Source organism: Leisingera sp. ANG-S5 (assembly GCF_000813925.1).
Lineage (GTDB): Bacteria > Pseudomonadota > Alphaproteobacteria > Rhodobacterales > Rhodobacteraceae > Leisingera.
Genome location: NZ_JWLH01000005.1, coordinates 410640 through 429650, shown reverse-complemented (window position 1 = coordinate 429650; position 19011 = coordinate 410640). Strand labels below are relative to the sequence as shown.

19 protein-coding genes are annotated in these 19011 nt (G+C 57.6%); 10 read left to right on the top strand and 9 right to left on the bottom strand.

The annotated features are described in order from the left end of the window. Nucleotides 1–158 precede the first annotated feature (158 nt). The gene (locus RA25_RS10375) at nt 159–992 is read left to right on the top strand and encodes a flagellin (protein ID WP_039172046.1); all 834 of its coding nucleotides are present in this window, start codon (nt 159–161) and stop codon (nt 990–992) included. A gap of 101 nt (nt 993–1093) precedes the next feature. Continuing rightward, the gene (gene mutS, locus RA25_RS10370; RefSeq protein ID WP_039172044.1) at nt 1094–3724 is read left to right on the top strand and encodes a DNA mismatch repair protein MutS; all 2631 of its coding nucleotides are present in this window, start codon (nt 1094–1096) and stop codon (nt 3722–3724) included. An 85-nt stretch (nt 3725–3809) separates the two neighbouring features. On the opposite strand, the gene RA25_RS10365 is transcribed toward mutS, so the two are convergent. Next, complete coding sequence (locus tag RA25_RS10365; protein WP_019295305.1) at nt 3810–4373, bottom strand: nucleotide exchange factor GrpE; 564 nt, start codon at nt 4371–4373, stop codon at nt 3810–3812. A 9-nt stretch (nt 4374–4382) separates the two neighbouring features. Further along, a complete protein-coding gene (gene hrcA, locus RA25_RS10360; protein WP_019295306.1) occupies nt 4383–5447 on the bottom strand; it encodes a heat-inducible transcriptional repressor HrcA in 1065 nt (354 codons plus the stop codon). A gap of 143 nt (nt 5448–5590) precedes the next feature. Between hrcA and rph the strand changes: the two genes are divergently transcribed. The 4 genes from rph to RA25_RS10340 are packed head-to-tail and all read left to right on the top strand — an operon-like array spanning nt 5591 to nt 8420. Next, nucleotides 5591–6304: a ribonuclease PH gene (gene rph, locus RA25_RS10355; RefSeq protein WP_019295307.1), complete on the top strand. Its 714-nt coding sequence runs from the start codon at nt 5591–5593 to the stop codon at nt 6302–6304. Then, on the top strand, nt 6301–6915 hold the full coding sequence (rdgB, locus tag RA25_RS10350; RefSeq protein WP_019295308.1) for an RdgB/HAM1 family non-canonical purine NTP pyrophosphatase: 615 nt from the start codon (nt 6301–6303) through the stop codon (nt 6913–6915). Before rph ends, rdgB begins: the two co-directional genes overlap by 4 nt. Next, the gene (gene hemW, locus RA25_RS10345; protein ID WP_039172041.1) at nt 6908–8062 is read left to right on the top strand and encodes a radical SAM family heme chaperone HemW; all 1155 of its coding nucleotides are present in this window, start codon (nt 6908–6910) and stop codon (nt 8060–8062) included. The genes rdgB and hemW overlap by 8 nt, the downstream gene beginning before the upstream one ends. 4 nt (nt 8063–8066) lie before the next feature. Beyond that, on the top strand, nt 8067–8420 hold the full coding sequence (locus tag RA25_RS10340; protein WP_019295310.1) for a YbaN family protein: 354 nt from the start codon (nt 8067–8069) through the stop codon (nt 8418–8420). Here the strand turns inward: RA25_RS10340 and RA25_RS10335 are convergent. The 7 genes from RA25_RS10335 to RA25_RS10305 form a co-directional block, all read right to left on the bottom strand. Further along, the gene (locus RA25_RS10335) at nt 8410–9303 is read right to left on the bottom strand and encodes a ParB/RepB/Spo0J family partition protein (RefSeq protein WP_019295311.1); all 894 of its coding nucleotides are present in this window, start codon (nt 9301–9303) and stop codon (nt 8410–8412) included. The two genes, RA25_RS10340 and RA25_RS10335, sit on opposite strands and share 11 nt — an antisense overlap. Before the next feature lie 26 nt (nt 9304–9329). Then, nucleotides 9330–10139: a ParA family protein gene (locus RA25_RS10330; RefSeq protein ID WP_019295312.1), complete on the bottom strand. Its 810-nt coding sequence runs from the start codon at nt 10137–10139 to the stop codon at nt 9330–9332. Further along, nucleotides 10132–10749 carry a 16S rRNA (guanine(527)-N(7))-methyltransferase RsmG gene (gene rsmG / locus RA25_RS10325; protein WP_039147563.1) on the bottom strand — a complete coding sequence of 206 codons (618 nt, stop codon included), beginning with the start codon at nt 10747–10749 and terminating at the stop codon, nt 10132–10134. Before rsmG ends, RA25_RS10330 begins: the two co-directional genes overlap by 8 nt. Next, the gene (mnmG, locus tag RA25_RS10320) at nt 10746–12620 is read right to left on the bottom strand and encodes a tRNA uridine-5-carboxymethylaminomethyl(34) synthesis enzyme MnmG (RefSeq protein WP_039172360.1); all 1875 of its coding nucleotides are present in this window, start codon (nt 12618–12620) and stop codon (nt 10746–10748) included. The genes rsmG and mnmG overlap by 4 nt, the downstream gene beginning before the upstream one ends. A 13-nt stretch (nt 12621–12633) precedes the next feature. Further along, nucleotides 12634–13920: a tRNA uridine-5-carboxymethylaminomethyl(34) synthesis GTPase MnmE gene (mnmE, locus tag RA25_RS10315; RefSeq protein ID WP_019295315.1), complete on the bottom strand. Its 1287-nt coding sequence runs from the start codon at nt 13918–13920 to the stop codon at nt 12634–12636. A gap of 30 nt (nt 13921–13950) precedes the next feature. Further along, complete coding sequence (rho, locus tag RA25_RS10310; protein WP_019295316.1) at nt 13951–15222, bottom strand: transcription termination factor Rho; 1272 nt, start codon at nt 15220–15222, stop codon at nt 13951–13953. Nucleotides 15223–15395: 173 nt separating this feature from the next. Then, entirely contained in the window at nt 15396–15851 is a 456-nt protein-coding gene (locus RA25_RS10305) for a CopD family protein (RefSeq protein WP_039172040.1), read from the bottom strand. 410 nt (nt 15852–16261) lie between these two features. Here RA25_RS10305 and RA25_RS10300 point away from each other — a divergent pair, with 410 nt between their 5' ends. Genes RA25_RS10300 through dnaQ form a run of 4 tightly spaced genes read left to right on the top strand, consistent with a single transcriptional unit; the run spans nt 16262 to nt 19002 of the window. After that, the gene (locus RA25_RS10300; protein WP_039172038.1) at nt 16262–16861 is read left to right on the top strand and encodes a Maf family protein; all 600 of its coding nucleotides are present in this window, start codon (nt 16262–16264) and stop codon (nt 16859–16861) included. After that, a complete protein-coding gene (locus RA25_RS10295; RefSeq protein WP_019295319.1) occupies nt 16858–17691 on the top strand; it encodes a shikimate dehydrogenase in 834 nt (277 codons plus the stop codon). The genes RA25_RS10300 and RA25_RS10295 overlap by 4 nt, the downstream gene beginning before the upstream one ends. Beyond that, nucleotides 17688–18281, top strand: a complete 594-nt coding sequence (gene coaE, locus RA25_RS10290; RefSeq protein ID WP_039172036.1) for a dephospho-CoA kinase — start codon at nt 17688–17690, stop codon at nt 18279–18281. Before RA25_RS10295 ends, coaE begins: the two co-directional genes overlap by 4 nt. Then, complete coding sequence (gene dnaQ / locus RA25_RS10285) at nt 18274–19002, top strand: DNA polymerase III subunit epsilon (protein WP_039172035.1); 729 nt, start codon at nt 18274–18276, stop codon at nt 19000–19002. The genes coaE and dnaQ overlap by 8 nt, the downstream gene beginning before the upstream one ends. The last annotated feature ends 9 nt before the right edge of the window (nt 19003–19011 follow it).

Sequence of the window (19011 nt, the reverse complement as noted above, 5' to 3'; positions counted from 1 at the left end):
TCAAAGCAGACCGCGGAATGCTGTAATTTCTTAATAGGTATTAACGCGCACCTGCCTCCCAGGTGGCGCTATGGCCAGGAATTCAGAGGCCTGCAAGCAAGGGCCAGAACGGCGTTTGTCCGCCCGCAAAGGGCATAGGATCAAAGGAAAAGTGAGGAATGATAAGCTTCCACAACAATTCCGGTGCGATGGTGGCCTTGCAGACATTGGGCGGAGTCAATTCTCAGCTCAATCAAACGCAAGACAGCATTTCCACCGGTCAGACCATTAACTCAGCACAAGATAACGCGGCCCTCTGGGCAATTTCCGAGCTGATGAACTCGGATATTTCCGGCTTACGCTCGGTGTCGGACTCATTGTCGCTGGGCGAAGCTACCGTGGCGGTTGCCTCAGCCGGGGCAGAGCAGATCACCGAAACCCTGACTGAAATGCGGTCACTTGCAATCATGGCCAGCAGCGGAATGGGCGACTTCAGCAAATATGAAGCGGCCATGGCAAAGAAGACCGAGCAGATCAATTCGATCATCTCGTCTTCCGGCTTCAACGGGGTGAACCTGCTGAAAACCGATGTCGACGGGGCCGGCGGCACTGGGCTGACAGTACCGTCAGCGATTTCCAGCGACGGCAGCCTCAGCACCCTCAGCGTTGATGGCGTCGACTTCGAAGGCAGCCCGCTTTTCGATCTCGGCAGCCGGACAACAATCACTGACGGTGCCAGCGCCCTGACTGCTTTGAGTGAAATCGAAGGCTTTCTTGCCTACGCAATCGAAGGCTCGGCGGCTTTGGGGTCGAGTGCCAATCAGCTGGCTGGCCAGGGCGACTATGTCAGCAAGCAATCTGATGCGCTCACCCGCGGTGTCAGCTCCATGCTCGACACCAACATGGAGGAAGCTGCAACCAAAATGCTGGCGTTGCAAGCACAGCAACAGCTGAGCACCCTCTCGCTCTCCATCGTCAACACGATGCCTGACACTCTGCGCAATCTCTACTGACAGCAGGCTGCCGCTGGCGCGCTGGCGGCAGCCATATCCGGGTTTTCCTCGCTCCGCCCCCATTGTAGATGTCTTGCAAAGACGACCCCGGGGGACCTCCAATGACCATAACGCCCATGATGGCGCAGTATCTCGAGATCAAGGAAGCGCATGCGGATGCGCTGCTTTTCTACCGGATGGGCGACTTCTACGAAATGTTCTTTGAGGACGCCGTCAACGCAGCCGAAGCGTTAGACATCGCACTGACCAAACGCGGCAAGCACAACGGTGAAGACATCCCGATGTGCGGTGTGCCGGTGCATGCAGCCGAAGGGTATCTACTGACTCTGATCCGCAAGGGATTCCGCGTTGCGGTAGGTGAACAGCTGGAAAGCCCAGCCGAAGCCAAAAAACGCGGCTCCAAATCTGTTGTGAAGCGAGATGTGGTTCGACTGGTGACCCCAGGTACCCTGACCGAGGATTCCCTGCTGGAAGCCCGCCGTCACAACTTCCTGGTTTCCTACTCCGAACTGCGCGATGAGGCTGCGCTGGCCTGGGCCGATATCTCCACCGGCGCATTTCACGTGATGCCGGTTGCACGGGTGCGCCTGTCTCCAGAGCTGGCCCGCCTCGCGCCCTCAGAGCTGATTGTTGCAGATGGCCCAGCCTACGAGGCCGCCCGCCCGCTGGCCGATGAATACAAGATCCCGCTGACCCCGCTGGGCAAATCAAGCTTTGACAGCACCGCTGCGGAAAAGCGCATCTGCACCCTGTTCAGCGTCAGCGCTCTGGACGGCTTTGGCACCTTCACCCGCGCTGAAGTTTCCGCAATGGGCGCACTGATCGACTATCTGGAGATCACCCAGAAGGGCAAACTGCCGCTGCTGCAGCCCCCCCAGCAAGAGGCACAGGACCGGGTGGTTCAAATCGACGCCGCCACTCGCCGCAATCTGGAACTGACCCGGTCCTTATCCGGCGGCCGGGCCGGTTCTCTTCTGTCTGTCGTAGACCGGACCGTCACCCCCGGCGGCGCCCGCTTGCTGGAACAGCGGCTGTCCAGCCCATCGCGCAATCTGGACACCATTCATCAGCGGCTGACCGCCCTCGACTTTGCTGTTGAAACTACGCGCAAAGCCGAAGACCTGCGCGCTGCACTGCGCAAGACACCGGACCTTGACCGTGCGCTCTCGCGTCTCGCGCTGGAACGCGGCGGCCCTCGCGATCTGGCCGCCATCCGAAACGGTTTGTCACAGGCAGAAGTAATCGCGGACCTCTGCACTGGTTTGGATCTGCCGGACCTGATATCCGGCGCCATATCCAATCTGCAAGGGTTCGATGATCTGGTATCGCTGCTTGACGCTGCCCTTGTAGCAGAACCACCGCTGCAGGCCCGCGATGGCGGCTTCATTGCAGCCGGCTATGACCCTGAGCTGGACGAGGCCCGCACTCTGCGCGACGAGGGCCGATCGGTAATCGCGTCAATGCAAAAGCAATACGCAGAGCACACCGGCGTCGCCTCGCTGAAGATCAAGCACAACAACGTGCTGGGCTACTTCATTGAAACCACCGCGACCCACGCGGACAAGATGATGTCGCCACCCCTCAACGAGACCTACATTCACCGCCAGACCACAGCAAACCAGGTCCGGTTCACCACGGTGGAGCTGAGTGAGATCGAAACCCGTATTCTCAACGCGGGCAACTTGGCGCTAGAGATCGAAAAAAGGCTCTATGCAAGGCTTTCTGGCGCCATTCTGGACAATGCCCCGCGCCTCAACACTGCTGCGCGGGGACTGGCAGAACTGGACTTGCTGACGGCACTGGCCGATCTGGCACGCGGCGAAAACTGGATCCGCCCCAAGGTCGACAACAGCCGTGCGTTTGACGTGGAAGGCGGCCGTCACCCGGTTGTGGAACAGGCCCTGCGCCAGCAAGGCGGAGAAGCTTTCGTCGCCAACGACTGCGATCTGACTGCGCAGGACGGTGCTGCCGTCTGGCTTCTGACCGGTCCCAATATGGCCGGTAAATCGACCTTCCTGCGTCAGAACGCATTGATAGCCCTGCTCGCCCAAATGGGCAGCTTTGTCCCGGCCGAGGCCGCACATATCGGCCTTGTCAGCCAGCTGTTCAGCCGCGTCGGTGCCTCTGATGATCTGGCCCGCGGCCGCTCCACATTCATGGTGGAAATGGTCGAGACCGCCGCGATTCTGAACCAGGCAGATGACCGCGCTCTGGTCATTCTCGATGAAATCGGCCGCGGCACTGCCACCTATGACGGCCTGTCGATTGCCTGGGCGACACTGGAGCATCTGCACGAGGTGAACCGCTCCCGTGCACTCTTTGCCACCCACTACCACGAGCTGACCCAGCTTGCCGCCAAACTGGAAGGTGTTGAGAACGCCACCGTAGCAGTCAAGGAATGGGAGGGCGAAGTGATCTTCCTGCATGAGGTGCGCAAGGGCGCCGCTGACCGCTCTTATGGCGTTCAAGTGGCCCAGCTCGCCGGCCTGCCTGCATCTGTTGTCGCCCGAGCCCGCGACGTCCTCGACATGCTGGAGCAAGGCAGCCGCGAAGGCGGGTCCAAGATCCAGATCGACGACCTGCCGTTGTTCGCAGCCGCCCCGCCACCACAGCCCAAGGCACCGGCAGGGCCCTCGCCGACCGAAGAGCTCCTCGCCAGCATTCACCCGGACGAGCTTTCTCCCAGGGAAGCACTTGAAGTGCTCTACAAGCTCAAGGAAGCTGCGAACTAAAGCAAAGAGCGGGTCCAAACGGACCCGCCCTTTCATCTTTCAAAAATACTCCCGCCGGAGGCGCAGGCCCGCCAGGGTCTGCTCATCAGCTGGCCGGGGTCGAGGACACACCCACCTGCGCCGCGCGCAGCAGACGGTCGTGCAGCATGAATCCTTCCGCTGAGACCTGAATGATGTCACCCGCCTTGGTGCCCGGTACAGGCGCTTCGAACATTGCCTCATGTACTTGCGGATCGAACTTGTCGCCAACCTCGGGCGACACAATCCGAATTCCGTGCTTCTCAAACACGCCAAGCAGCGAACGCATTGTCAGTTCCACGCCCTCAATCAGGGCGGCGGACACCTCGCGCTGCTCGTCGGTGGCCGCTTCAATCGCGCGCTTCATGTTGTCATAGACCGGCAGCATGTCGCGGGCCAGCTTCGACCCGCCATAGTTTTCTGCCTCACGGCGCGCTTTATCACCGCGTTTGCGGGCGTTCTCAGCATCCGCCAGCGCCCGCATGAAGCGGTCTTTCAGCTCATCCCGTTCCGCCCGGAGCGCATCAAGTTCCAGCGAGGCATCATCAAATTCCTCGGTTTGCGCAGCCAGCTCTTCAGCTTCGGCGGCGGCGATGTCATCCAGAAAGTCTTCGTCCTTGAGCTCTGCCATGTTTCACCTCTAACTCCGGTCGGACAACAGTTTGCCGACCAGCTGTGCCGTGTAGTCCACGATCGGCACAATCCGTCCGTAATTCAGGCGCGTTGGGCCAATCACCCCAACCGCACCGATGATCTTTCGATCCGCGTTCATATAGGGAGACACCACCAAAGAGGAACCCGAAAGTGAGAAAAGTTTGTTCTCCGACCCGATAAAAATGCGCACACCCTCGCCTTCTTCGGTCAGTTCCAGAAATTCGGCAATGTCCCGCTTGCGTTCCAGATCATCGAACAGCGTGCGGATCCGCTCCAACTCCTCGGCTGCTCCAGTCTCGGCCAAAAGATTCGCGCGGCCTCGCACTATCAGTCGTGCCTGTTCGCTGCCTTCCTCTTCCCAGACAGCCAGTCCGCTTTCGATCATCGCATGTGCAAGACTGTCGATTTCCTGACGCCGGGCGGAAATCTCTCTCTGGATCTGCCGTTGCACCTCGCTCAGCGTCTTGCCTTCGATCAGTGCATTCAGGAAATTTGCGGCTTCACGCATCGAACTGGGCGTCTGCCCTGGCGGCGGTGTGAATAGCCGGTTCTCCACATGACCGTCAGAAAAAACCAGAACCACCAGTGCGCGGTCATGCGCCAAAGAGACAAACTCAATGTGCCGGATCTCCGCTTCATGCTTGGGTGTCAGCACAAGGGAAGCGCCTTGCGTGACACCAGACAGTGCAGCGCCAACCCGGTCGAGCATCCCGCCAACGTCACCTGCATTCCGGCCTAGAGTCGCATCAATCTTCTCACGGTCTTTTACGTTGAGATCGCCAACTTCCAAAAGACCATCAACAAACATCCTGAGGCCCATCTGCGTGGGTACCCTGCCGGCGCTGACGTGCGGGCTGTCCAGCAGGCCAAGGTATTCAAGATCTTGCATAACGTTACGCACGGTGGCTGCGCTGACCTTTTCACTCAGCGAACGGGTCAGCGTGCGGCTGCCAACCGGATCGCCGCTCTCTAGATAGCTTTCCACCACTGCGCGGAACACGTCCCGGGAGCGGTCATTCAAGTCCTTCAGAATGTTGTTCGGATCGCTCATCAGCCTGCCAGCATTTCTTCCGGTCTAAACATAGGAACCCGGCTCCAAAATGTCATTAAAGAGCACTTCGGGAAAAGGTCAATCGGGCTTGCATAGCCCCGCGTCCGGGGGATATCCCCAAGCCAACAGCAAAAGGAAGTGCCATGCGACCCTCAGGACGAGAACTGAATGAAATGCGCCCTGTCTCGATCGAGACCGGCTTCACCAAACACGCCGAGGGCTCCTGCCTGATCAAGGCCGGCGACACCCATGTCCTGTGCACCGCCACCATCGAAGACCGTGTGCCGCCCTTCATAAAGGGTACCGGCCTGGGCTGGGTTACCGCCGAATACGGCATGCTGCCCCGTGCCACAAACACCCGGATGCGCCGCGAAGCAGCCTCTGGCAAGCAGGGCGGGCGCACAGTGGAAATCCAGCGCCTGATCGGCCGCGCGCTTCGGGCCGGCGTCGACCGCGTTGCCCTGGGCGAGCGCCAGATCACCATCGACTGCGACGTCCTGCAGGCCGACGGCGGCACCCGCTGCGCCTCGATCACAGGCGGCTGGGTTGCCCTGCGTCTGGCCGTCAACAAATTGATGAAAGCTGGTGATGTGCATATCGATCCGCTGGTGGATCCTGTGTCGGCCGTTTCCTGTGGCATCTATGCCGGCCAGCCGGTGCTGGATCTGGATTACCCCGAGGATTCTGAGGCCGGCGTGGACGGCAACTTCATCATGACCGGATCCGGTAAACTGATCGAAGTACAGATGTCTGCCGAGGGCTCCGTCTTTTCCCGCGACCAGATGAACCAGCTGATGGACCTGGCCGCTAAAGGCACCTCCGAGCTGGCAGAAATGCAGAAGGCCGCCTGCAAATGACCCGCAAACTGGAAGGCGGCAAGCTGCTTGTCGCCACCCATAACAAGGGCAAGCTGAACGAGATCTCCGAAATCCTCGCCCCCTTCGGCGTGCAGGTTGTTGGCGCCGGCGAGATGAATTTGCCGGAACCCGAGGAAACCGAGGACACATTTGTCGGCAATGCCCGCATCAAGGCCCACGCTGCCGCCACGGCAACCGGCCTGCCGGCCCTGTCCGATGATTCCGGCATCACCATCGACGCACTCAACGGAGCGCCCGGCGTCTACACTGCCGACTGGGCCGAAACACCGAACGGCCGCGACTTCAAGCTGGCAATGACCCGCGCCAATGATGAGCTAACCGCTGCCGGAGCCAGCGCGCCGCGCACTGCCCAGTTCCGCTGCACCCTGGTGATTGCGTGGCCCGACGGACATGACGAAGTGTTCGAGGGCGTGATGCCAGGTCAGCTGGTCTGGCCGATCCGCGGCGAACACGGCTTTGGCTACGACCCGATGTTCCAGCCTGACGGCTTTGACATCACCTGCGCCGAAATGGACCCGGCGGAGAAGAACAAGATCAGCCACCGCGGCAAGGCGGTGGCCCAGTTCGTCCAGGGCTGTTTCGGTGGATGACTGGCGCAATGGGGGCTTTGGCCTTTACGTGCATTGGCCTTTTTGCCAGGCCAAATGCCCCTATTGCGATTTCAACAGCCATGTTTCGGCAAGCATAGACCAAAAGCTCTGGGTTAGAGCCTATCTGAGCGAGCTTGACAGACTCTCAGAGCAGCTTTCCGGTCGTGTTCTGAACTCGATTTTCTTTGGCGGCGGCACCCCTTCCCTCATGCGGCCGGACACTGTGGCCGCTGTTATTGAGCGCGCACGTGAAATTTGGCCTTTCGCCAATGACATAGAGATATCTCTTGAAGCAAACCCTGGATCTGTTGAAGCCGGCCGTTTTGCGGGCTACCGCGACGCAGGCGTAAACAGGGTCTCCATGGGCATACAGGCCCTGAACGACGAAGACCTGCGCCGGCTTGGTCGTATTCACAGCGTTGCAGAGGCCAAAACAGCTTTCGACATAGCCCGTAAATGTTTCGATCGCGTGAGCTTTGACCTCATCTACGCGCGTCAGGGGCAAACATTAAAATCTTGGCAGGCGGAACTGCGCGAAGCGCTCTCCATGGCCATCGACCACCTGTCGCTCTATCAGCTTACCATCGAAGAAGGCACTGCCTTTGGCGACCGGTATGCCCGCGGCAAGTTGCGCGGGTTGCCGGAAGACGACACGGCAGCAGATATGTACCAGGCTACCCAGGAGGTCTGCGCCGGCTTCGGTATGGCTGGCTATGAAATCTCGAACCACGCCAAGCCCGGAGCAGAATCACGCCACAACCTGATCTACTGGCGCTATGGCGACTATGCCGGCATCGGCCCCGGGGCCCACGGACGTCTGACCTTGAACGGCCTGCGTCATGCCACTGAAACCCATCTGGCGCCCGGGGCCTGGTTGAATGCGGTGAGTAGTGGCAACGGGGAATCCCTTCGAGAGAAACTAAACCGGGTAGATGCTGCGGCTGAATACCTCATGATGGGGATGCGCCTGTCTGAAGGTCTGGATATGGGGCGATACAGCCAGCTTTCGGGGTGCAAATTGCCAGAAGACCGGCTGCATGATCTTGCACAAATGGGTATGGTGACTATCTCTGGCCAGAGGCTTCGCGCGACTGACCAGGGCCGCGCGGTATTGAATGCGGTACTCCGCGAACTGTTGATGGATTGAAGCAATGCGTTTCCTCTACGCCGGCCTGGGATTATTCTGCGTCGCCTTGGCCGTCATTGGCATTGTTCTCCCCCTGCTTCCCACCGTTCCATTCTTACTTCTTGCAGCGTTCTTCTTCGCAAATTCCTCTGAGCGCCTGCACAACTGGATCGTTGATCACAACGTCTTTGGTCCTATGATCATGGACTGGCGCGATCATGGCGCTATCCGGCCGGGTGCAAAAAAGGCGGCAACCCTGTCGATTGCCGCCGTCTTTGGCCTGTCTCTGCTGTTGGGCGTCCCCGGTCACGTGCTGGGGATTCAAACAGTAGTTCTGTCAACCGTGCTTCTCTTCATCTGGACCAGGCCTAACGGCTGAGCAGATTGCACAGTTCGTCCAACTGATCCAGGCTCTCATAGCTGATCGTCACCGCACCCGCCTCACCGCCAGGCTTGTGATCGATCGAGACCTTCATTTTCAGCATCGCTGACAAGTCGCCTTCCAGTGCCCGGGTATCGGCGTCCTTTTCTGGAGCTTTACGAGGTTTCTTGGCACCGGCCGCCTGAATGCCAGCCGCGTCTTTTTTCACCAATGCTTCGGTAGCACGAACGGACAAACCACCCTTCACGATCTTTGCCGCTAATTCTGAGGCATGATCCGAAGTGATCAGAGCGCGGGCATGGCCCGCGGAAAGTTTGCGTTCCTGAACCAGGATTTGGACATCTTCCGGAAGGTGCAGAAGGCGCACAAGATTGGCGATGTGGCTACGGCTTTTTCCCAGCGCCTCTGCCATCTTTTCCTGCGTATGCCCGAATTTTTCCATCAGTTGCTTGTAGCTCTGCGCCTCTTCCATTGCGTTCAGATCCGAGCGCTGGATGTTTTCGATGATGGCAACTTCCATCATCTCCAGGTCGGAATAATCGCGGATCAGAACCGGAACTTCGTGCAACTGGGCTGCCTGCGACGCGCGCCAGCGGCGCTCACCAGCAACAATCTCGTACTTCCCGCCAGGACGGGGCCGAACGATCAGTGGCTGAAGAACCCCCTTCTCCTTGATGGAAGCCGTCAGGTCATCCAGGTCTTCCTGCAGGAATTGGCGCCTCGGCTGGTTCGGGTTGGCAATGACATTTTCGATTGGCACCAGAATTTCCGCATTTCGTGGTGCCTCAGCCTGCGTGCTGACTGGCGCAGGGTTCACATCTGCCATCAACGCCGACAACCCCCGGCCAAGTCCGCGTGGTTTTGTCTTTTTGTCTGCCATGGTTGCCTCCGGTCCGTATTCTGCATTTAAGCCGCTATCTTGTGATGTTTATTCAGGATTTCTTCTGCCAGTGCGCGATAAGCCTGTGCACCCTGGGAGTTACTGTCATAGTTCAATACGGGCTGTGCGTAAGACGGTGCCTCACTCACACGCACGTTGCGCGGAATCTTCGTTTGAAATACAAGATCACCCAAATTATCCCGTGCGTCCTGCTCAACCTGTTGCGACAGGTTATTGCGCCGGTCGAACATGGTCAGAACGATTCCCTCAATCCGCAGATTCGGATTCGCCGACTGCCGGACTTCCCGGATCGTCAGCATCAACTGTGTCACGCCTTCCAGCGCAAAGAACTCACTTTGCAATGGCACTAGGACTGAATGCGCAGCAACCATCGCATTAACTGTCAGCAAATTCAGGGATGGCGGACAATCAATCAGAACATAATCCCAATCATATTCATCCATAGCCGTTTGCCGAAGAGCATCGTGCAATAGGAAGCTGCGCTTCTCATTGGTGAATAGTTCGATATCGGCAGAACTGAGATCAACAGTCGCTGGAATAATGCAAAGATCCTCAATCTCCGTTTGCCGGATAACATCCGACAAAGATGCGTCCTCAACAAGGAGATCATAAGTCGTCAGGTCCCGATCCGACGGTTCAATACCCAATCCTGTGGAGGCATTGCCTTGCGGATCCAGGTCGACAACCAGTACCCGCAGCCCGCATTCCACCAGCGCTGCTGCAAGATTTATGGCTGTTGTTGTCTTCCCTACCCCGCCTTTCTGATTTGCGACCGCGATGATCCGAGGCCCCTCCGGGCGGGAAAAATCAGACACGTTCTACTCCCCTGATTTTCAAGATTACTGCTTCTGGCTCAGTCAAACTTTTAGTCGTTTCCAACTCGAATCGCCATTGCTGCCGAGCGTTATCCACTTCTTTTTTCCAGTTCTCACCTTTGGGGAACACGCAAACGCCATCGGACGCGAGATGACGCTCTGCGAAACCCAAAAGATCACTCAATCCGGCAAGTGCCCTGGCAGACAATACATCTGCGCTCTGCGGTTCAACCTGTTCAATCCGGCTGCTCAGGACTGTAATCGATGCGCCGCACTCTCTGGCCGCTGTTCGAAGGAAGGCAGACTTGCGTTGATCACTCTCGATCAACGTTATCTTGGTTTCCGGAGTTTCATCCGCGGCGAGCAACGCAACCACAACTCCAGGAAATCCTCCGCCGCTGCCGATGTCGACCCAATGCTTCGGCGCGTCGACACTGCGGAAAACTTGAACAGAATCCGCTATATGACGCGTCCAGAGTTCGTCAAGACTGGAACGGGAGACCAAGTTGATCTTCGGATTCCACTTGCGAATAACTCTTTCAAAGATCTCGAGGCGTTCAAATGTTTCACGTGAAACACTGAGGTCATCTAGGAGCTTCTTGCTGCTCATGCAGTCTTCTCCTGCCCCGATTTCCCCTTGCGAAGACGGGCAAGGATCAGCGCAAGGGCAGCGGGAGTCATTCCGTCGATCCGAGCGGCTTGGGCCAGGGTTTCCGGACGCACTCGCGCTAGCTTCTGTTGAAGCTCTTTGGAAAGACCGTCGACATCTTCAAAAACAAAGCCCTTCGGGATCACATGACCTTCATCACGCTTCATTGCGGAGATTTCCCGCTCCTGACGCGCAATATAATTTGCATAGAGGGCGTCCCGCTCCATCTGCCGGCTAATCTCCGGATCCACTTCATCCAAGTCAGGCATCAGCTGGATCACATCTTCAAAAGTGACATCAGGAAAAGCCAGAACATCCAAACCAGTCCGCCTATTGCCATCCTGATTGATCCGGATACCCGCAGTTGCCACCTGTTTGGGTGTAAAAGTCTCGGACTCAAGTCTCTTTCGTGCTGAGACTAGTTGTTCATTCTTCTTCTCAAAGGCCCGCCGACGTTCTTCTCCGGCACACCCCAGATCAATCGCCATCGGTGTCAGCCTTTGATCTGCATTGTCAGCCCGAAGGGACAATCTGAACTCCGCCCTTGAGGTGAACATCCGGTAAGGCTCAGTAACGCCGTTAGTCGTAAGATCATCGATCATTACACCGATGTAGCTGTTCGACCGGCTGAAGGTGATAGGCTCTCTTTCCCTGGCCCTGTGCGCCGCGTTGAGCCCCGCGACCAGTCCCTGCGCAGCGGCTTCCTCATAGCCAGTCGTTCCGTTGATTTGTCCTGCAAGATAAAGGCCAGGAACATCCTTTAGCGATAGATCTAACTGGAGCGCTCTTGGATCGACATAGTCATACTCAATCGCATACCCCGGCTGCAGGATGTCTGCGTGCTCAAGACCTGAAATCGACCGGACATATTCCTCCTGCACCTCCACAGGCAGGCTGGTGGAGATGCCATTGGGATACACGGTGTGATCCGTCACCCCTTCTGGCTCCAGAAAGATCTGATGGCTTTCCTTGTCCGAGAACCTCACAATTTTGTCTTCAATCGAGGGGCAATACCGCGGTCCGACCCCTTCGATATGTCCGCCATACATCGCGGATCGTTCCAAGTTCCGGCGGATTATGTCGTGGGTTTTGGCATTGGTATGCGTAATGCCGCAAGACACCTGCTGCGCATTCAGGGTTTTAGACAGAAAGGAAAAGAAGACAGGATCATCATCTCCAGGCTGGGCGTCCAAACTCTCCCAGTTAATGGTCCGCCCATCCAAGCGTGGCGGCGTGCCAGTTTTAAGTCGACCGAGCGGAAGTTCAAAACTATCAAGGCGCTCAGCCAATTTGACAGACGGTTTATCTCCCATCCGGCCGCCTGGCTTCGACACATCTCCAATGTGAATAACGCCGCGAAGAAACGTGCCTGAGGTCAGCACAACCGACTTAGCTGGGATTTCGCTGCCGTCAGCCAGCACAACGCCGGCAACAGTTTCTCCGGACATCAGAAAGTCTGTTACTTCGCCTTCCACGATGTCCAGGTTCTGTTGAGACTCCGTCAGTCGAAGCATTTCCAGGCGATAGATAGCTCTATCCGATTGGGCCCGCGGCCCTTGTACGGCAGGTCCCTTTCTGCGGTTCAGCAACCGGAACTGAATTCCTGCCAAATCAGCAACACGGCCCATGACGCCATCCATTGCGTCAATTTCCCGGACCAAGTGCCCTTTGCCCAAGCCACCAATTGCCGGGTTGCATGACATTACTCCGATGCCGTCACGGTTCAAGGTCACCAGTGCAGTTGCGGCGCCCATTCTCGCCGAAGCATGGGCAGCTTCGGTACCGGCGTGGCCCCCGCCAACTACAATCACGTCATACGATGAATGTTTCACGTGAAACACTCCTTCACTTTCCGAGACAGAAACTAGAGAAAATCTCATCAAGAAGATTTTCAACCCCGATCCGGCCAACAAGCATCTCCAAGGATCGGATTGCCGAACGCATTTCTTCGGCAGCTATATCATAATACTCCGGTCCGCGCCGCAGAATGTCTTGGGCTTCAGTCAAGCTGAGCAGAGCCGACAACATCGCATCCCGGTGACGGGCACGCGTTGCAATTCCCGCCTGTGCTGAACGGCTCTTGAGGACAGAGGACACATGATCAACAAGCTGATCGACACCCTGCCCCGACCGGCCCGAGATTGCATTTCCTTGTTCTGCACGCAAATCAGCCTTTGGCCGCAAGCGAATGTCGCCGGCGCGCATCTCGACGTCCAGAACTTCACTGTCTTCCGCAAGAAACACACGCAGATCGGCTTCCTCAGCCCTCCTTCGGGCCAGGGCAATGCCGATGCCCTCGACATGGTCATCCGTGTCGCGAAGGCCGGCAGTATCCAAAAGCGTGACCGGCAGGCCGGCTAGATCCATCCGCACTTCGATAATATCGCGCGTCGTGCCGGCATACTCTGACGTGATCGCGGCTTCCCGGCCGGCCAGCGCGTTCAGCAGCGTGGACTTTCCCACATTCGGAGCACCGACAATAGCAACTTCAAACCCGCTGCGAATCCGCTCTGCTATTCTAACGCCGGCGGTCTCCTTTTCGAGGCCGGCTTGAACATGTGCCAGCAGCTCAGAGACTTCCGGGGTCACGTCAACCGGCACCTCTTCATCAGCAAAATCGATTGTGACTTCGATCAAGGATGCGGCACGGATCAGGCTTGTACGCCAGGATTCGGCCAATCGCCCCAGCCCGCCGGCAAGAACGACCTGTGCTTGTCTGCGTTGCGCTTCGGTTTCAGCATCTATCAGATCGGCGAGCCCTTCGACCTGCGCCAGGTCCAAGTTGCCGTTTTCCAAAGCGCGGCGGGTGAACTCCCCCGGTTCAGCCATGCGAAGCCCGTTGATTCGCCCCAGGGAATCCAACACAGCAGAGACCACCGCCGTACTTCCATGTGTTTGAAATTCAACGGTATTTTCACCCGTAAAGCTTTTTGGAGCTGAGAAGCTTAGAACCAGAGCTTCGTCCAGGCGTTCACCTGATTCGTCTTGCAAGATTCGCAGACTGGTGCCCCGCGCCGGCAGTTCACCGCCGCAAATCTGCGCGCCAGCGTCAAGCGCCAATGGGCCGGAAATGCGGATTACCGCGACCCCGGCCTTCCCTTGTGCGGAGGCCAGCGCAAAGATCGTGTCCATGGGATGGCCCTTCTTTCTTGCCGGCCCGGATCAGGTGTTCATAGAGTCGAAGAATTCGGAGTTCGACTTTGTCTGCTTCAGCTTCGACAGCAGGAACTCGATAGCATCGGTAGTGCCCATCGGGTTCAGGATCCGGCGCAGCACAAAGGTCTTGGCCAGATCGCCCTTGTCGACCAGCAGATCCTCTTTCCGGGTGCCGGATTTGAGAATGTCGATTGCCGGGAACACGCGTTTGTCGGCAATCTTGCGGTCCAGCACGATCTCCGAGTTACCGGTGCCTTTGAATTCTTCAAAGATCACCTCGTCCATGCGCGAGCCGGTGTCGATCAGCGCGGTGGCGATGATGGTCAGCGAACCGCCTTCCTCGATATTCCGCGCGGCACCAAAGAAGCGCTTGGGCCGCTGCAGCGCGTTTGCGTCAACGCCACCGGTCAGAACTTTACCTGAAGACGGAACCACCGTGTTAAACGCCCTACCAAGTCTTGTGATCGAGTCGAGAAGAATCACAACATCTCGTTTATGCTCCACCAGGCGCTTGGCCTTTTCGATGACCATTTCGGACACTGCAACATGGCGGGTTGCCGGTTCGTCAAAGGTGGAGGACACAACCTCACCCTTCACCGAGCGCTGCATGTCGGTCACCTCTTCCGGACGTTCGTCAATCAGCAGAACGATCAGGTAGCACTCCGGATGGTTCTTTTCGATCGAGTGCGCGATGTTCTGCAGGATCACCGTCTTACCGGTGCGCGGCGGCGCCACGATAAGCGAGCGCTGACCCTTGCCGATGGGGGCCACCAGGTCGATCACCCGGGCAGAGCGGTCCTTGATGGTGGGATCCTCGATCTCCATCTTCAGGCGCTCATCCGGATAGAGCGGTGTCAGGTTGTCAAAAGCGATCTTGTGACGGGCCTTTTCAGGCTCCTCGAAGTTGATCTTGGTGACATTGGTCAGTGCAAAATAGCGCTCCGACTCCAGCGGCGCCTTGATCTGGCCTTCGACCGTGTCGCCAGTGCGCAAAGAATACTGGCGGATCATGTCGGGAGAGACATAGATGTCGTCCGGACCCGGTAGATAGTTTGCCTCAGGAGAGCGCAGAAAGCCAAAGCCGTCCTGCAGCACTTCCAGCACACCGTCGCCGCCGATGTCCCAGCCCTCATCCGCGCGTTCCCGCAGGATCTGGAACATCATCTCGCCCTTGCGCATGGTCGAGGCGTTTTCGATCTCCAGCTCCTCAGCCATCGCCAGCAGGGCTTTAGGGCTCTTGGCTTTGAGATCGGACAGATTCAGGGATTGCACGGTCATATAGATACGGCCTCTACTCCCCGCTTACCCGGGGGTCGATCACACGACAGGTTAGGAAAACACGGTTGCCCGGACGGGCCCGCTGAGAGCCATACATAGGGACTCGTTTCAGATGAGTCAAACGCCGGCTGAAAACGTTTCGCAGCCACAGCCCCCACCCCAGCGCCGCTGCGTCAGAATTTGAAGATGACCGAGATCACAATCACCGCCATCAGCACCGTCGGCACCTCGTTCATCATCCTGAACTGCCGCCCCGTCAGCGTATTGCGCCCGTCTTTGAAATCCCGGTGGCGGAACAGCAGCCAATGGTGGAACCATGTCATGGCGATGACGGATAGACCCTTGGTCCAAGGCCAGAGGTAGCTCCAGTCGACAATGCCGGGTGTCAGTACGATGAACAGACCTGCAGCCCATGAAACATACATTGCAGGGCGCATGATGATCCTGAGAAGCTTCTCTTCCATAGTCAGGAAAATCGGTACTGCTTCCTGAACCTTCTCTGCCTGCTCCACATGATACACGAACAGACGGGGGAGGTAGAAGAGACCGGCCATCCAACTGAGTACTGCCATGATGTGAAGTGACTTGGCATATGGGTAGAGCGCGAACATCAGATCGCTCAAGTCCATGGGCAGTTCTCCCCGTTCAGATCTGACCACCCTAATAAATAAAGAAATATTAGAAGGATGATGTTTTTGTAGTGTGCGTGGATTCCAGTGGATAAGTGAATCTTCCTTCGCTTATCCCCAGCAGGGATAAGATTCCAGCGTGCATGGGACAGGAGTCGTGGAAATTTGGTTAACGCTCTTAAAACAAGGGTTGTTAAGGATCAGTTTACCTATCTGAACTTGGGGATAACCACGGGATGATCCGGGGAGAGCCGGCATATCCACGATTTCAAAGTTATCCTGACTCACAAAGGACGACTCAGCCGGCAGAATCCCGAGATTTGCGTCAACCCCTGGAGTCTTTACTTAACCGCGGAAAACCATACAAAACGTCCTGAAACGATCTGCGTCTTTCCCACGGGGTTTTCCACATGACTGCCCACATTGTGCTGGCTTCCGGTTCCGAAATCCGGGCGCATCTGCTGCGTCAGGCGGGTATTGATTTCGAATGCGATGTACCGCGCTTGGATGAGGATGCGATTAAGTCAGCCCTATTGGCCGAACAGGCTCCGCCGCGGGACATCGCGGATGCGCTGGCAGAGGCAAAGGCGCGCAAAATCAGCGGGAAGCATTCTGGAAAGCTGGTTCTAGGCTGTGATCAGGTGCTTGATTTTGAGGGGAGCCTTCTTTCCAAGCCAGTCAGTCCTGAGGAGGCACTGCACCAGCTCAAGGAGATGCGCGGCAAACGTCATATGCTATTGTCAGCTGCCGTGATCTACCGGGATGGTGAACCGATCTGGCGGCATGTGGGCCAGGTCCGGCTGGTAATGCGTAAATGTTCGGACAGTTACCTTGAGGACTATGTCGCCCGCAATTGGGATAGCATTCGCCATGCGGTCGGGGCTTACAAACTGGAAGAAGAAGGTGTGCGGCTGTTTGCCGGCATCGACGGCAGCTACTTTAATGTCTTGGGATTGCCGCTGATGGAGCTTATCAGTTACCTGGGTTTGCAAGGGGTGATCAAGCAATGACAGAAGCAAAAATCCCGCTCGCCGGTGTGATCGGCTGCCCGGTGGCGCATTCTAAATCCCCGCAGCTGCATGGCCATTGGCTGAAGACTCACGGCATCGCCGGTTACTATGTTCCCATGCATGTAGAGCCGGAAGATCTTGCCGAAACCATCCGGACGATGCCGAAGATGGGGTTTGTCGGGGCGAATGTCACTATTCCGCACAAGGAAGCGGTGATGGAGATTGCTGACAAAGTGACGGACCGGGCGCGGCTGATCGGTGCGGCTAATACGCTGATCTTCCGCAAGGATGGAACGATCATGGCCGATAATACGGACGGTTACGGTTTTATCACCAACCTGCATCAGGGCGCGCCGGATTGGGATCCGCAGTCCGGGCCGGCTGTAGTTTTGGGGGCTGGCGGGGCATGCCGGGCAGTGGTCGCTTCCTTGATGGAGGCTGGTGTGCCGGAAATCCTGCTGACCAACCGCACGCGTGAGCGGGCGGACCAGCTGCAGAAGGACTTTGGCAACCGTGTCAAAGTGGTGGAATGGGTTCAGGCCGGCAATATCGTGGAAGAAGGCGCGCTGATCGTGAACACAACCTCACTCGGCATGGTGGGCAAGCCGCGTCTGCGGGTTCCGCTGGACGGGCTGCGGTCAAATGCTGTTGTGACCGATTTGATCTATGCGCCGCTGAAAACCGACTTGCTGCAAACTGCCGAGGATGCGGGCTGCACTGTGGTTGACGGTCTGGGTATGCTGCTGCATCAGGCGGTTCCGGGATTTGAACGCTGGTTTGGACACCGGCCTGAGGTTGACGCTGCCACGCGCGCGGCGGCACTCAGATGAGTTTCAGCCTTGGCCTCACCGGCTCTATCGGTATGGGAAAAAGCACCACTGCCAAACTGTTTGCGGCCCAGGGCTGCGCTGTTTGGGATGCCGATGCGGCCGTTCACCGGCTTTACGGCCGAGGCGGTGCCGCGGTGGCGCCGATGGGTGCTGCCTTCCCGGAGGCAATCGAGGATGGCGCAGTCAGCCGTATTGCCCTGAAACAGATCATCGGCCAATCCCCGGACGCTCTTAAACGGATCGAAAGTATCGTGCATCCGCTGGTGGCTCAGGACCGGGCCGCTTTCCGGGCGCAGGAAATCAGTGACATCCTGGTTTTCGACATCCCCCTGTTGTTCGAAACCGGCGGCGATGCGGAAATGGATGCTGTGGCCTGTGTGACCGTGGATGCGGGCACTCAGCAAAAGCGTGTTCTGGCCCGCGGCACGATGACGGTTGAGCAATTCCGGCATATCCTGCAAAAACAGATGCCGATTGAGGAAAAAATAGCCCGGGCTGACTATGTGATCGAGACAGACACGCTCGACCACGCAGAGGCACAGGTGGCAGAGGTCCTCGCAGATATCAGGAGTAAGCTGGGCCATGCGTGAAATCGTCCTCGATACTGAAACCACTGGTTTTGATCCGTTTTCCGGCGACCGGATTGTCGAGATCGGTGCAGTGGAGCTGTTCAATCACATGCCCACCGGGGAAACGTTTCACGTTTACATAAACCCGGAACGCTCAATGCCGGCAGAAGCATTCTCGGTTCATGGCATTGGCCCGGACCTGCTGGAGCCGCCCCAGAAACCGGAACCCGGTGCGGTTACTCTGCGCGACAAACCGGTTTTTGCCAAAGTTGGCCAGAAGTTCCTGGATTTTGTGAAAGACTCCAAGATGGTCATTCACAACGCCAGTTTTGATATGAAGTTCCTGAACGCGGAACTTGAGTGGATGGGGCTGCCAAAGCTGCCGATGGACCAGGCAATCGATACTCTGGCAATGGCGCGCCAGCGGTTTCCCGGCTCGCCGGCGACGCTTGATGCGCTCTGCCGCCGGTTCAATATCGACAACTCCAACCGGACCCTGCATGGCGCGCTGCTCGACTCCGAAATCCTGGCAGATGTGTATCTTGAGCTGATTGGCGGTCGGCAGCCGGATTTTGGCCTGTCCACGCAAGCCGCCTCGTCAGGCTCCGCACAGGTTGAGGATGACTGGCGCCCTGCCCCGCGGCAATCTCCGCTTCCGCCGCGGATCACGGCCGATGAACTGGCGGCACATGAGGCCTTTGTCGGCAAAATGGGAGAAGATGCCTTGTGGAAGGCCACCTGACTCCAAATT